General features: G+C 40.0%; 19 protein-coding genes and 1 riboswitch. Of the genes, 9 read left to right on the top strand and 10 right to left on the bottom strand.

Features of this window, described 5'->3' with window-relative positions:
• Positions 1-24: 24 nt before the first annotated feature.
• The 3 genes from ACFVS1_RS01400 to ACFVS1_RS01390 all read left to right on the top strand — a co-directional run bounded on the left by ACFVS1_RS01400 (position 25) and on the right by ACFVS1_RS01390 (position 1946).
• A complete protein-coding gene (locus ACFVS1_RS01400; protein WP_387549162.1) occupies positions 25-162 on the top strand; it encodes a LysR family transcriptional regulator in 138 nt (45 codons plus the stop codon).
• A gap of 96 nt (positions 163-258) precedes the next feature.
• Positions 259-723 (top strand): LysR family transcriptional regulator substrate-binding protein, encoded by a 465-nt coding sequence (locus ACFVS1_RS01395; RefSeq protein WP_387549160.1) that lies wholly within the window; start codon positions 259-261, stop codon positions 721-723.
• Positions 724-1298: 575 nt separating this feature from the next.
• On the top strand, positions 1299-1946 hold the full coding sequence (locus ACFVS1_RS01390) for a hypothetical protein (protein ID WP_387544817.1): 648 nt from the start codon (positions 1299-1301) through the stop codon (positions 1944-1946).
• Positions 1947-1992: 46 nt separating this feature from the next.
• Here the strand turns inward: ACFVS1_RS01390 and ACFVS1_RS01385 are convergent, their stop codons facing one another.
• From ACFVS1_RS01385 to ACFVS1_RS01375, 3 genes are all read right to left on the bottom strand, one after another.
• Complete coding sequence (locus ACFVS1_RS01385) at positions 1993-2247, bottom strand: sigma-G-dependent sporulation-specific acid-soluble spore protein CsgA (RefSeq protein WP_101223217.1); 255 nt, start codon at positions 2245-2247, stop codon at positions 1993-1995.
• Positions 2248-2353: 106 nt separating this feature from the next.
• Positions 2354-2551 (bottom strand): helix-turn-helix transcriptional regulator, encoded by a 198-nt coding sequence (locus ACFVS1_RS01380; protein ID WP_352925946.1) that lies wholly within the window; start codon positions 2549-2551, stop codon positions 2354-2356.
• A gap of 10 nt (positions 2552-2561) precedes the next feature.
• On the bottom strand, positions 2562-3074 hold the full coding sequence (locus tag ACFVS1_RS01375; protein WP_387544816.1) for a DUF6773 family protein: 513 nt from the start codon (positions 3072-3074) through the stop codon (positions 2562-2564).
• Between the two features lie 409 nt (positions 3075-3483).
• Here ACFVS1_RS01375 and ACFVS1_RS01370 point away from each other — a divergent pair, with 409 nt between their 5' ends.
• The gene (locus tag ACFVS1_RS01370; protein WP_387544815.1) at positions 3484-4398 is read left to right on the top strand and encodes an NAD(P)-dependent alcohol dehydrogenase; all 915 of its coding nucleotides are present in this window, start codon (positions 3484-3486) and stop codon (positions 4396-4398) included.
• A gap of 603 nt (positions 4399-5001) precedes the next feature.
• Positions 5002-5105, top strand: a riboswitch (purine riboswitch).
• 175 nt (positions 5106-5280) lie between these two features.
• The gene (locus ACFVS1_RS01365; protein ID WP_387544811.1) at positions 5281-6162 is read left to right on the top strand and encodes a 5'-methylthioadenosine/S-adenosylhomocysteine nucleosidase; all 882 of its coding nucleotides are present in this window, start codon (positions 5281-5283) and stop codon (positions 6160-6162) included.
• 104 nt (positions 6163-6266) lie between these two features.
• Here ACFVS1_RS01365 and ACFVS1_RS01360 read toward each other — a convergent pair whose 3' ends face one another.
• From ACFVS1_RS01360 to ACFVS1_RS01350, 3 genes are all read right to left on the bottom strand, one after another.
• Positions 6267-6647: a hypothetical protein gene (locus ACFVS1_RS01360; RefSeq protein WP_352925937.1), complete on the bottom strand. Its 381-nt coding sequence runs from the start codon at positions 6645-6647 to the stop codon at positions 6267-6269.
• A 166-nt stretch (positions 6648-6813) separates the two neighbouring features.
• The gene (locus ACFVS1_RS01355; RefSeq protein WP_137024404.1) at positions 6814-7539 is read right to left on the bottom strand and encodes a ZIP family metal transporter; all 726 of its coding nucleotides are present in this window, start codon (positions 7537-7539) and stop codon (positions 6814-6816) included.
• Between the two features lie 165 nt (positions 7540-7704).
• Positions 7705-8043, bottom strand: coding sequence for a hypothetical protein (locus ACFVS1_RS01350; protein ID WP_057276953.1), 339 nt, complete (start codon positions 8041-8043; stop codon positions 7705-7707).
• A 198-nt stretch (positions 8044-8241) separates the two neighbouring features.
• On the opposite strand from ACFVS1_RS01350, the gene ACFVS1_RS01345 reads away from it, so the two are divergent.
• The 3 genes from ACFVS1_RS01345 (at position 8242) to ACFVS1_RS01335 (ending at position 9810) form a co-directional block, all read left to right on the top strand.
• Complete coding sequence (locus ACFVS1_RS01345; protein WP_352926030.1) at positions 8242-8736, top strand: L,D-transpeptidase family protein; 495 nt, start codon at positions 8242-8244, stop codon at positions 8734-8736.
• 226 nt (positions 8737-8962) lie between these two features.
• A complete protein-coding gene (locus tag ACFVS1_RS01340; RefSeq protein WP_262870760.1) occupies positions 8963-9091 on the top strand; it encodes a hypothetical protein in 129 nt (42 codons plus the stop codon).
• 170 nt (positions 9092-9261) lie between these two features.
• Positions 9262-9810, top strand: a complete 549-nt coding sequence (locus tag ACFVS1_RS01335) for an SMI1/KNR4 family protein (RefSeq protein ID WP_387544808.1) — start codon at positions 9262-9264, stop codon at positions 9808-9810.
• A gap of 59 nt (positions 9811-9869) precedes the next feature.
• Here the strand turns inward: ACFVS1_RS01335 and ACFVS1_RS01330 are convergent, their stop codons facing one another.
• The 3 genes from ACFVS1_RS01330 to ACFVS1_RS01320 all read right to left on the bottom strand — a co-directional run bounded on the left by ACFVS1_RS01330 (position 9870) and on the right by ACFVS1_RS01320 (position 11603).
• Positions 9870-10070, bottom strand: coding sequence for a hypothetical protein (locus ACFVS1_RS01330; RefSeq protein WP_387544806.1), 201 nt, complete (start codon positions 10068-10070; stop codon positions 9870-9872).
• Between the two features lie 227 nt (positions 10071-10297).
• Complete coding sequence (locus ACFVS1_RS01325; protein ID WP_387549158.1) at positions 10298-11431, bottom strand: sodium:solute symporter family protein; 1134 nt, start codon at positions 11429-11431, stop codon at positions 10298-10300.
• Positions 11370-11603 carry a hypothetical protein gene (locus ACFVS1_RS01320; RefSeq protein ID WP_387544804.1) on the bottom strand — a complete coding sequence of 78 codons (234 nt, stop codon included), beginning with the start codon at positions 11601-11603 and terminating at the stop codon, positions 11370-11372. The genes ACFVS1_RS01325 and ACFVS1_RS01320 overlap by 62 nt, the downstream gene beginning before the upstream one ends.
• Positions 11604-11768: 165 nt before the next feature.
• Between ACFVS1_RS01320 and ACFVS1_RS01315 the strand changes: the two genes are divergently transcribed.
• Positions 11769-12209 (top strand): very short patch repair endonuclease, encoded by a 441-nt coding sequence (locus ACFVS1_RS01315; protein WP_387544802.1) that lies wholly within the window; start codon positions 11769-11771, stop codon positions 12207-12209.
• Positions 12210-12247: 38 nt separating this feature from the next.
• Here ACFVS1_RS01315 and dcm read toward each other — a convergent pair whose 3' ends face one another.
• On the bottom strand, positions 12248-13501 hold the full coding sequence (gene dcm, locus ACFVS1_RS01310) for a DNA (cytosine-5-)-methyltransferase (protein WP_387544801.1): 1254 nt from the start codon (positions 13499-13501) through the stop codon (positions 12248-12250).
• Positions 13502-13826 lie beyond the last annotated feature (325 nt).

The following is a 13826-nucleotide window of genomic DNA, read 5'->3' as shown; positions in this document are numbered from 1 at the left end:
ATACAAAGGGGTTAGTGAGATTGAATTGCTTTTATCAAAACCATAGAAACTGGCAGTTTTACAAAAGCTGCTGAAGAACTTGGCTATACGCAGTCCGCCATTAGCCAAATGGTGCATTCATTAGAGGAAGAGCTTTCCACCACTCTTATTTTACGCTCTTGAAATGGTATTACACTGACACCAGATGGCGAGGAATTTTTGCCATATATCCGGAAGATTTGTCATTCACATAGAGAACTGACTGAAAAGCATAAAGTAGTGGAGGGACTGCAAAGCGGCCTTATTCGAATTGGCACCTTCTCCAGTGTTACATGTCATCGGATACCGGGATTGATCAAAGATTTCAAGGAACTTTACCCAACTGTTCATTTTGAATTACAGCAAGGAAATTATACGGAAATCCCAAACTGGATTAAAAAAGGCAGCTTAGACTTTGGCTTTGTAAATTCAAATATTACAGATCTATCTACAATTCCTTTGCAAGAAGACCAAATGGTGGCTGTAATGCCAGTAGATCACCCTTTAGCGTCATCCACTAAAGTCTCCTTGGAGGATTTGCTAAAAGATCCTTATATTCTGTTGGATGAGGGAGTTATAAATGAACCATTATTAATTTTCAAGGCTGTTTTCGCATACTTTGTTGCTATTTACTGCTATTTACCAAGTAGTGCGGTGTGGTTGATTTCCCCTCCAGATGCTCGCTTTCCGCGGGGCGGGCGGTGAGCCTCCTCGGCGTAAACGCCTGTGGGGTCTCACCTGTCCCGCTGCTCCCGCAGGAGTCTTGCACTTCCGCTCCAATCACCCTTAAATCGTTTTGTTTTAAAAACAACAATCTTTACGAAAAGAGCCATTTTTAAACAGAACAATTTTGAACCTGATACACAATACCGGGCATATCATCCTTATGCGATTATGTCGATGATTGAACAAGAGCTTGGCATTTCGATTTTACCGAAACTGCTCTTACATAAATGTCCCTGTAAGATTGTAACGAAAGCCATCTCTCCTTCTATTATCGGGACAATTACTTTGGCATACAAAGATAAATGGTATTGCCTATAGCAAGCAGGTATTTTATTGACTTTATCATTGAAAGGTATAAGGAAGCTTAATAAAAATCCCCTTCTAAAATCTACCCTCTATTTTTATTATCGTTTTTGCTTTTCAGTTTATTTTCCCTTTTAATCATTTTTTTATCACTGACCTTTTTGATGGAAGTTAAATTGCATTTGGCTTTAAATGGCACGTCATGTTCGCCTTTTCTGGGAAATAATAATCACGAAAGGAAGTGGATGTTGATGTCATTAGAATGGTTTGACAGAGTAAGCGGGGAATTGCAGGATCATCTTCAATCAATTTGTGAAAAATACGACCGCAATGGCAGTTTGATCGTGGAGCGCGGGTCGAAGCATCCACGGATCGAGTTTTATACAGAGCTGGATGACAATGAGCGGGATTATTTTTCAACGCTGTTTTTTGATCCGTATAATGAAGAATTTTATATGGAATCGTTTGAGCCGGATTTAGGGCAAATCAGCAAGGTCATCCTTTCGGACATTGAAGATATTGTCGATGCTGTCCACGAGAGCTTCCATAACTATTTGGAAGCGGATGATGATGATTACGATTATGAATATGATATGGATGATGATAATAATGATTTGGATGATCCTGACGGCGACGATTCCGATATATACGAAATTGATGTAGATTGGGAAACGCCTGAAGTGACCGCCTATTTCCAGGATAATGAAGTGGAGGTCACCTACCAATTCGGTATCGTTCAGGAAACAGGTGATGGTGTGCTGAAACGGATCAACCGGATTCGGACAGCGGATGATGACCTGATTAAGGATGAAACGAATTTCATTTTCAGCAAGGAAGAAGCAAGCACGATCATCGCCATGATCGCCAGTCATATGGATTCACTAAGTGAAATGGAATAAAAAAACCAACAAAACCTTGTCCATGATCATCATGGACAAGGTTTCATCAAATAATAATCAGTTCATATACCTCTGATAATTGCGTGACCCGTTCCGTATCACTCGCTTCCTTCGCATGCTTGATTTCCTGAGGAAGAATATGGTTAAGGAGACTGGCTTCTTTACCAGATAGCTTATTGACGAGTTCTTCTTCAGAATGAAAATGTCCGCTTTTGATTTTATTATAAATTTCCTGTGCTTCAGGATATTGGTCCGTATAGTTAGATAATATCTCACGTAAGTAACCAATCGTACGATCCATCAAACCATCCCTCTCGAATGTTAGATTTTTTGCTTACATGCTATACCTTCCCCCATTTTTTGATGATAAATTCCTAAAAAGATATCCAAGTCAATGGATACCCTAATCAGTCTTCCTCCCAAAACAAATCATTTAATGTTCGCGATAATGCTTTACAAATACCGACACACAAACTTAATGAGGGATTATACTTTCCGGATTCAATCAATCCTATCGTTTGCCTGGAAACGCCGACTATTTTGGCCAGTTCATCTTGTGACAAGTCCTTTTCTACTCTCGCAAGCTTCAGTTTTATATTTTTCAAGGGAAGCCACCTACAATTTCTTATTATCTTCGCTATTTTTCATTCCGATTTTCTTCGCCAGCAAGTATATACCACCAAAAAACAAAAGTAAAATCGGTAAATAGATCAAAACGGATACAAACGATACCAATACAAAATACCATACGCCCTGGGAACTGCCATCCGCATAGGATACAGCACTATTCACCCCCATGAATATAGCGATGATGAGTGCTAGAGTAACCGAACCAAGAATCGTCTTCCTGCTCATCGGTGTTTTGCTGGTGCGGTCATGCATCTCCACCTCATCCCAGAATACACCTAAGAAAATGGACCGAGCTAAGTAATACAGCCCTCCTGCAACAAGGATCGCGAATTCCAGATATAGCTCCCCGCTGCCTGCACCATATTTATATAGTTTGAAAAGTGCACTCACCAGGCAAATGGCCAAGATGACGTAATACATTTCTTTATAAATTTTATTTCTTACATGCTCAACCCGCTCATCTGTAATCTTTTTCGTTCGTTTAAATAAATCCATCATCGATCGACCTCCATTTAATTCCATTACTCACTCTTATTATATGATTCATTTCACTTTTTGCAATATATATATTACATTTTATAATTTATAATTGGCAATATGTATAAAAAAAGGTACCCACACGTCAAGTGTGGATACCTTTTTATGGTTTTACTCGTAAGTTTTGGGGATTTACTCGTGAATTCTAAGCATTTACACGTGAGTTTTGGAGTTTTACTCGTGAATTTCAAGGTTTTACTCGTGAATTCATCATTTTATATAATACCAAACCAAGTATAGAGGGCAATGATGACAAAGACAGCTAATGATTTTATGATGGTGATCATGAATATGCTTCCATAATGTAGTTTTATATTACAGCTGCAATCATAGTATTAAAAGATTGAATCAAAAACTAAGGAGACCTGCGATGAAAGCAATGGTATGCACGAAATACGGTTCACCCGATGTAATAGAACTCAAAGAGGTAGCAAAACCAACTCCGAAGGACAACGAAGTTCTGGTAAAGGTCCATGCGTCAACAGTCGCTTCAGGGGACATACGAGTCCGGAGTTTCAATAGCCCCCTTTTATTGTGGCTACCGATGCGGATTTTTCTAGGGCTTAGAAAACCGCGAAAATCGATACTCGGAGTGGAGCTAGCCGGGGAAATAGAGGAAACGGGCAGGAATGTGAAAAAATTCAAAAAAGGCGACCAGGTTTTTGCCATGACTGGAATGAATTTTGGAGCTCATGCCGAATACACATGCTTACCTGAAGACGGGGCAATCGCACTAAAGCCTGCCAATGTAACCTATGAGGAAGCAGCCGCCGTTTCTTTTGGAGGAACGACAGCTCTGCATTTTTTCAGAAAATCCAAGATCCAGGACGGACAAAAAGTCCTCATCTACGGTGCATCCGGGTCAGTAGGAACTTCAGCCGTACAGCTGGCCAAATACTTTGGAGCAGAAGTTACCGGAGTATGCAGTGCCGCTAATTTTGAATTGGTGAAATCATTGGGAGCCGATAAAATAATTGATTATACCGAAGAGGATTTCACGGAAAGACAAGAGCGATATGACATCATCTTTGATGCAGTCGGGAAAAGCTCGAAAGCCAATTGCAAGAAGGCACTAACCCCGAGCGGGCGATACGTGTCCGTTGAAGGACAAGGAATAGCAAAGATACTTACGGAAGATTTACTACTCCTCAAGGAGCTAATCGAAACTGGCAAAATAAAAGCGGTCATTGATAAACGCTACCCGCTGGAACAGATACCCGAGGCACATAGATACGTAGAACTCGGACATAAAAAGGGAAATGTCGTGATAACTGTTCAGGGATAACCCCCTGACAAAACCTTACACATGTTTTAACTAGCCTCTTCGACATAGAAATACCCCTTGGACAATTGGATCTGAAGGGGTATTTCGTAACGTGAGTATGATGTGCAGGAAGTGTCGCAACTTATTTCCAGTTTGATTTCAGAAATCCGCTCCCTTTCCGCCGACTGTCTGCCAAGCCTCCTCGACGCAAGCGTCTGTGGGGTCTCGGCTAGCCAGTTATTCGGCAGGAGTGTCGCAAATTTCTTCCATCCAATTAAGATTTTTTAAATCTAAAAAAACATTAAGAAACCATATAATCATGGATCGGGATGAGCCATTCCGCCCCCCTCCAGACGATAGCAAAATTGGAAGAAAAGGCAGTTTGCCTGTAGTTTTTTATTTAAAAAGCGTTCCGGTTTATTGGAGCGGGTGTTCGAGACTCCTGCGGGAAAAGCGCTTCTAGGGGAGACTCCGCAGGCGCAAGCCGAGGAAATCAGGTGTCCTACGTTCCAATCAGCGTTATTATCGAACCAAACCCCTTCAAACACGAACATTAAATTATAATTATATTTTAATGTTCACTTTTTTTTATTGATTATCTATCATTTGTTTGTTATATTAGCAAAGTAATAATCGTCATTTACTCGTATAAGCTCGGAAATATGGTCTGAGCGTTTCTACCTGGTTCCCAGTGAAAGAACTAGACTACGAGTTAAAGTATTCGGCTGCCCGCTTTCTTGAGCAGCTAATGATTTAGCATGCTAATCATTTTGCTTAATCATCTTTACTTTGACTATCGTAGGTCTAGAAGGCAGTAATCATTCTGCCGTTCTGGACCTTTTTCTTTGACCTTACTGCGAGTGTATCAAACAATCGAATAAATATGTTTTAAGGAGAAATTATATGAGAAAAAACATGTTCAAAAAGTACACGATATTAGGAATCATTACATTACTTTTCGTGTCGGTGATTGCAGCATGCAGTTCTGCTTCCAAAAATGAAACGGCCGAAAAAAAGAATCAAAGGCCTATCATGATTCAAGGTCCAATGCCGATCGAAGCTGAAAATTTCGCGAAAAGGTTAAAAAATGTTAAAGAAGAAAAATCAGGAGATTTTGTATTTTACATTGGAACTTTAGACAATTATCCTGTAATCGTTGCAAAAACAGGTAAAGGGATGGAAAACACAGCTGCCGCTACAGCATTGGCCATTGAAAGATATAACCCTATTGCCATCATCAATCAAGGGACATCAGGCGGACATGATCCAAACTTAAACGTTTTTGATATTGTTTTAGGAAAAAGAACGGTAAACCTAGGTTCATTAAAAACAGCAGATAAAGCTGAAAACGAAGGAATTGATCCAACCATTTGGAAACCAATGGACCTAATGGCTTCTGAAGGAAGTGCAGGAGAAGATCCTAACGCTGAAAAACCACGCTTCTACGAGGGAGATAAGGATTTACTCGCAGCTGCTCATGCAGTTAAAGATACTTATACAAAAGGTAAGGTTGTTTATGGTACTATCGGTTCTGCAGACGTTTGGAATAATGAAGTGGATCGGATTAAATGGTTCCATACGAAATATGGTACATCTGTTGAAGAAATGGAAGGAGCTTCAGCAGCACAAATCGCCAAAGCTTACGATGTTCCCTTCTTAGGTATACGAGTACTATCCAATAATAAAGTGAACGGCGGTAAATATAACCCTAATACAGCAGCAGCTAATCAAGAATATGTGTATGAAGTAGTCAAAAAATATATCTCTACGATGCCAAGCAAATAAGATCAGGCTCTGAGCATATAAAGAATTAGAATCTTTTTGGTCAACTATCCCTATAATGAAATAAAGAAGAGCACATATTATATACGATAATATGTGCTCTTCTTTTATTCGCCGAGGGCTGTGCCCGCTTCTTCATCCTTGCAAAATATTAAGCTGAGGTTATTCAACGTATAAATTCTAGCGGTAAAAATGAATAAATCGCTGTAGTTATTTTCAACGTACTCTTCAATGATCTCCATCCCTTTTCTGAATCTATCAACCAATAAATGCGTGTAATTTTCATCCCATGTAAACCGATTGATTCGTTTAAGTTCATCTGCCCATACATGAAACTTATACTCCTCGACAAGAAGCTTCAATTGATACAATTTATCTCTATTTAAACAAAAGCAATTATTTTCATTTTCATGATTTTCACGGACGAATGTAATAAAACCATTTATATTATCAGCCAGCATATTCGCTATTTGCATCTCGAAGTTCATGTCTAACATCTCCTCAATGACTAAAATCTATATGAAGAGTGTATGATTTGAAATGATATTTTAACACCAACAATTCTTTTTCCGAGATAGATTTCCTTGTGCATTTCTTACTATGAAAGAATGTATACACAAAAAAATTGCCCCCCTTTCTTCCAAGGGGACAATTTCACATCGAATCCAGAACCAAAGAGATAAGCAGGCCGGCGGCGGTGAATATGCCCGTGATCGGGCCTCCGTCTTCAAATGCTTCAGGCATCATCGTTGAGGCAATCATCGCGATGATTCCGCCGCCTGCAAAGGCTGCCATCGCCGCCAGGACATAGTCCGGGGCATGATCGAGGAATAGATAGCCCGACATCGAGGAGAGTGCCGAAATGATCAGGACGGAAAACCACAGCAGCATGATTTTCTTCTTGGAATAATCACTTTTAAGCAGTCCCGTTGTACTTGAGAGCCCCTCCGGAATATTACTGATGAAGATGGCAATGACCAATAGCCAGCTTACCGAGCCACCGCTTATTAAGCTTGCGCCAATCATGATCGACTCCGGTATGGCATCCATCACCGTCCCGATGAAAATGGCTAGGCCCGCTTCCTTCGAGGAGCTATTATTAGATCGTTTCCTTTTATCCGCACCTTTTTTGGAAATAAGAAAATCCAAGGCAGTAAACACGGCGGCCCCTGTTATGAATCCGATTGCCGTCGCCCATATTCCTCCATCACTCACCGAATCAGCAAGCAGCTCATATGCCGCTGCACCAATCAATACACCCGTACCAAAAGCCATAATATAGCCAATGATGTTTTTCTTAATAGGAATGAAGATGGCGGCAAGTGCGCCAAGCAGGACGGCAGAACCCGAAACCCCTCCCCAAAAGACCGCATTCCACATAGAATTCCCCCATTTCCTTTTTATAGGATAGTGTACCCGGGTTGATCTTGGGGTAAACAAAGGAACGCTTTTTGCAAATTCCAGCAAAAAAAAGCAGGTATATTCGCTGCCATGGTTTTTGTGTATAGAATGGTAGAGTTGTTCTGAGTCCTACTCTTCGCTGCCTTATATGACTGATATTTGCGGTTTTCCTTCTTCTCTTTCACTAACCTTTTCAATTTTATCGACAAACATTTGAAAAACCTTTCTCTTTTCTTCCAGCTCTTTTATAGACTCTTTCAATTCGTTCAATTTTTGCTCGAAAGGCTTATGATAGAGCTCACGGATGTTGCGAATAATTTCATCATTTATAGTGGATTGTACAACCTGCTTGGTAATATTGAATTTATAGGAATAAACCTGAAGATCACGCTTCACTTCTTCATACTCTTTTTCTATCCCATTTAACACATCACTGATTTCTTCATTCCATTCTACTAAAGCCTTTTTCACATGTTCCTCCACCTTTATTCCCCCTCTTTAACTAACAAAAAATCCATCTCCATAAAAACTTATTTTATCAAATGTTCATTTCGATTTCTTTTCGGCTAAGTTACTTAACATATTAGTTACATTAAAAACAGATAACAGCGAGTTACGAAACACTTTTGAAAAATCACATAGAATGAAACATGACCACTATAACCTATGGAGGTGTTCAGACTGATTCATACCGTTAAACCAGGTGAAACACTGACACAGATATCCAGGGACTATCGGAGACCGCTATCGGCCATCATCGCTGCTAACCCGAACATCAATCCAAATGTCGTTAATCCTGGTCAACCCATCATGATCCCTGGTTTTCCCCCTGCTGATACCATTCCATTTCAAATCGATGTGTCCGTTAACAATCGTAAGCTAATGCTGCTTAAAAATGGACTACTGCAAAAACAATATCCAATCGCTGTTGGAAGAATGCTGTTCGGTACACCAGTAGGACAATTCATCATCGTTAATAAAGACCCCAACCCCGGAGGCCCATTCGGTACAATGTGGATGAGTCTATCCAAGGAGCACTACGGCATTCATGGAACGAATGATCCCAGCTCGATCGGTAAAGCCGTCTCAAAAGGCTGTATTCGCATGCATAATCGGGACGTGGAGGAATTATCAAGGACTGTTCCAATCGGGACGCCTGTTACGATTCATCCGTAATGGATGATTAATAACTCTGGAGGTTTTTTATCAGAGGTTGGTAGGTACGTATCATGAAGATAATGTGGAGACTGAAGAGGACAGCCTGACGTCGGCTGTTCTTTTTTGTTTTGATTTAAAAAAACCGCCCTAAAAAGTAATTATTTTACAATTAAATTTTGCATGATATTATTAATAATTAAGTAGACAAGAGCAATGAAACGATAGCATCTAAGGAGTGAAAAATATGAAAAAGAAAATCATCATGTGGGTTACTGGTGTTCTAGTAGCAACCATTCTTCTTGGGTCAGCGGGAATGACATTCTATAAATACGCTCCAACTGAAGGAAAAACAACTACTGAAACCATTGAATGATTTTACTTTTGATTTCTGTTTCAATAAAGCATGTTCCGCATCGAAATGGCCATTAAACTGTGGCGGAACAAATTCGATGTCTAATTTATTTCCATTGCCAAGAGGAATCCATCAACAAACAGTAACACCTGGCAGGCTTCATATTAATTTAATTTGGAGGGACAAGCGAATTGAGTCATTTTGTACATAGCACCCTATCCGGACTTAAAAAATTGTTGAATACCAATGACCAAATGAAAATAATATCTTACGAAGGAGAAGTTAGAGAGATAACTTGTTCTTTTAATTCCGAAGCTGTTGCATCTGAAATAGAAAAGATTGAAAATGAAAATAGCATCAAACTTCCTGAAGACTATAAGGCATTCTTAACACTCCATAATGGAGCTAGAATATATGAGTCTATCGATGAAGACGGTGATAAACTAGGTGATGGTCTTGAGATATTTAGTTTAGACGAAATAAAAGAATATCAAGAGATTGAATATCTAAGTGAACACGGGATTCCTATTGCACATCTATTAGAGGATTGTTATCTAATACTAAATACGGATAAATTAAAGGGTGGAGATCCAAATTACCTTAACATTATGGAGTTTACAGATCTATCATCTCTAAACCTTAATTTTGAAATCTTCTTAGACCGTTACATTATTTCGCAAGGTGAGGCGTTTTGGAGTTGGCCTATATACACAGCTGAAAACTACTATGAGACCAGGTAAATAAATAATAAAGAGCGATTGCTAATTAACTGCAGTCGCTCTTTTCAATATTAATAATATTATTTCGACTCGATTTCAAATATCACTGTTTGTTTATGTTCAGTTTTGTTTTTTTCGTAAATAAAAGAGTCTGCGGGATCTTTTAGTTCAGACTCTTCTTTAGAAGATGTCTTTTCTTTAGATGTTTTTACATTCGATTGAGAAGAACATCCAATTAACATTAAGCCAGCAAGTAAAATGACAGCATATATTCTAATCATGTATGCAGCTCCTTATTTGTTTACTCAAAGCATAACATGGAAAGACATAACTTTTGTGTCACTTTGAAAAGAGAGACTAAATATTGAAATCACCTCTTTCAACATAATACTAAATTAGTTGAAAGACTGACATAAACAAATCATTTGGTTTTGCTCATGAGGCGAGGGAAAATAGTCATAGTGATAGTTACATTAAAAAATGACAGGGAGATCCCCTGCCATTTCTATCAATTCAAATTGATCGGCCAATAATAAAACACTAGTGTTACCATGATGATCATGACGCCGCTTATCATCAAATAGGCTGGGTATCTGCGGGTGATGTTCATTTCTTTTTGCTCGTCTATTTCAATTGGGGTTTGAAGGATATTTGCTTGAAACTCCCTTTCTTCGATGGTGATCGTTCCATACTTGGAGCCAATGATCATTGCACCTATGCTTAAGATTAAACCAATGATGACAGGATTGAGGTAAACGGGAAGGCTTATTCCGAACATGCCGAGGCTTTCTCCGAGTATCACGCCAACGAAGCCGAATACGATGCTCCAAAAGGCTCCTTCTTTCGTTACCTTCTTAGAAAATACGCTTGATATGGCAATCGGCCCCCATGATGCCGCAAATAATGTAGCCGCAAAGTAGCCGATCCACATGACGGCAGGCGGCTGGAACAATCCAATCAAGAGAATGATCAAGCTAATCACGACCATGGAAATGCGGCTGGCCCTTAATAGATGTTGATCGGTGTATTCCTTTTTCCGGGATTGTTCCATGATATCCCGAGTTATGCTGCTTCCTATAATCTGCAGGAAGCTCGAACAGGAGGATAATGCCGCAGCCATGATGCCGCTGACGATGATGACTCCAAGCCATGTCGGAACGATATTCATCGCTGCCCAAATGAATACCTTTTCCGTCGGGGCGATATCCGCTTTAATGGTAGTGATTGTCGATATGCTGATATGAAGAAACAAATAAACGGTCAAAATGGATATCGTTGCCCAAACGCCGGCCCGGATGGCTACGTGTTCATTTTTTGCCATAAAATATCGGCTGCTTTGCCATGGACTGAATGCAATGACAATGCCCCAGACCAAGCCCATGATGACTGCCCAGGCCAATGCTTCCCAAGGAGTGCCCATCGTTGCGGCAGGACCGGTAATGCCATGCCAGCTTAATAAATCAGGCCGTTCTGCCAGGTTTGCCGCTTTCATAACAGCATCAGGGAATCCGACTGCAGATTTGATGATATAAGGAAAGCTAAGATACGTTGCGATCGAGAATAAAAAGAACTTCACGGTATCATTTACCATGACCCCCTTCGCACCTGAGAGAATGGTAAAGGATGAATACACGACCCACATGATCACCAGGGCCATTGGATAGGAAACCCCGGGTAACCTCGGCCAATAAAACCGCAGCCCCTTGGGTAACGGCTACCAAGTATGCTGCGATTCCAAGAATCGTCGTGATGGCAGCTGCCAGTCTTACCTTCTTCGAATGAAAGCGATTACCAAAAAATTTAGGAACGGTCAAGGATTTGCTTCTTCTTAAATACCTGCCAAACAGGAACACCCCAACAACTTTATGCTATTTCATTATACCCATAGCAACATTGCAAATATGAATGTTTATAAATTGGAAGGATAGGTACTAATAATGTAATGGACAACACTTCTTTGCTGAAAGGGGATTCCTCATATGGCAAATAAAGCACGATTACTAGAAACGAAAGAAACCCGGAGTAAAATCATGTCATCAATAAAAGCCGTTTCGAAGCTGGAAACGTTCGTTTCACATGAACTTTGGCACAGGGGATATAGATTCAGAAGGAATGTAAGAGGTATGATAGGGACACCAGATATCGCCATCAAAAAGTATAAGGTCGTCATATTCATCGACTCTTGTTTTTGGCACTTTTGTCCAATTCATGGGAAAATGCCGAAAAGCAATGTCGATTTCTGGGTGAAGAAACTTGAGAGAAACCAGGAACGCGATTTAGAAATCACAAAATATTATACAGATGGAAATTGGCATATTTTACGAATCTGGGAGCATGAGATAAGGAAAGATTTTAATAATACCATCGAAAAAATCACCAATTTCATCGATAAGGCCAAAGAAGATGTGGCAGACGAATAAAAATGGTCCCTGACCATTAGCCAAGAACCATTTAAAATTTAATATATACTAAGTTGTAGTTGTTGTGGATTCACTTTAATGGCTTCGGCATCTTCTTCCTCAATTTCGAGAATTCGCTTGGCCATTCTTTCAATCAGTCCGACAACCAAAGCATTTCCCATACAAAAGTACCTCATCCGTTCGGACATTCCTTCCGTCCAATGATCAGGGAACCCATTCAATCGTTCACATTCCACCGGGGTCAGGATGCGAAGCCTTTTCGTTTCAGGGTCTTCCACCACATGGCTACTCCGATTCACAGTACCTTCACTTGTCAGCATAGTACGGCCAGGCTTATCCAATGCATCCGGGAAAGCCATCCCACCTTCGGAGAAGGTATATTTATGTCCAGTCGCAGCGATTCTCTCAATCTTTTTCGGCCCTTTAAAATCCTTGAACTTCTCGATTGCATTTACGTTCAAATAATACTTTTCATCGACACCTGACTGTAAGATTTCACCTAACATACGTGGTTTCTCCTCTATAGGAACCAGTTGCTCAGTATAAACCTTGCCATTTCTCATTATCCCTGCATTCAAATAAGTCTTCGAGAATGAATTCGATATTTCCAAAAGATCTTCTTCCATCATAAAACAATCGGGCTTATGCTTTGTGGAAATTTCCAACTTCACTGGGAATGCATTTGCGAAGAAACCTCGCTCATGCAGCATTGCGGCTTCACCTTCGTTAAATCTGCTTATGGCATACGGCGTATCGTTCCTGATTGCAAAAATGAAGACCCTGCGTCGCTTCTGGGATTGCCCATACTCCGCGGCATTAATGACTCTCCACTCAACCGAATAATTCAAATCCCTGAAGCTTGCCAGCATGATGGAAAAGTCCCTTCCCCGCTGTTTCGATGGGGACTTCAATAATCTGTCCACATTTTCCAGCAAGATATACTTTGGCCTGATTCCTCCTACTAGCCGCATTATTTCCCAGAAGAGCACTCCTTTCTTACCTTGGATCCCTTTTTCTCCGGAAAGGCCCCTCGCAACTGAATAATCTTGACAAGGAAATCCACCTACAATTAATTCAATCCCTTTATTCACAAACTTCTTTTCGTCCACTGTTGTAATATCTTCGTTAGAGTGAGCACCTTTATCGAATCGTCTTGCATAACAATCAAAAGCATCCTGTGATTTTTTTGATGGTTCCCATTGGTTACCCCAAACCACATCAAATCCTTTTGCAGCTTCCAGGCCAAGCCGAAACCCCCCGACCCCCGCAAACAATTCAATTGCATTTATCATGACCGAACATCCTTTCGGCTTTTATATCTATAATGAATGATAATCCCCTAAAGAATCAAGGATTAACCTTAATATTTTATATAAATCTTTTTAATACTGAATTAATGGTTTAATATTATATATCCTATCTCTATCATTTTAAAGTGTAAAGAAGAAATAGTAAAAGAATTTTAGATTCCATTTTAAACACCAATAATTATATAAATGCCGCAGCATTACTGAAAGATTTGAACGAAAAGGTCCATGCAAATGAGTCAATATAAAAGACTTGCATCATCAGGACGATAAAAAAATATTAAAAGGCTCCTAGAAAACTGGAGCCTTC

This window comes from Peribacillus sp. NPDC058075 (assembly GCF_042885195.1).
Lineage (GTDB): Bacteria > Bacillota > Bacilli > Bacillales > DSM-1321 > Peribacillus.
This window is presented reverse-complemented; position numbering and strand designations above follow the sequence as displayed.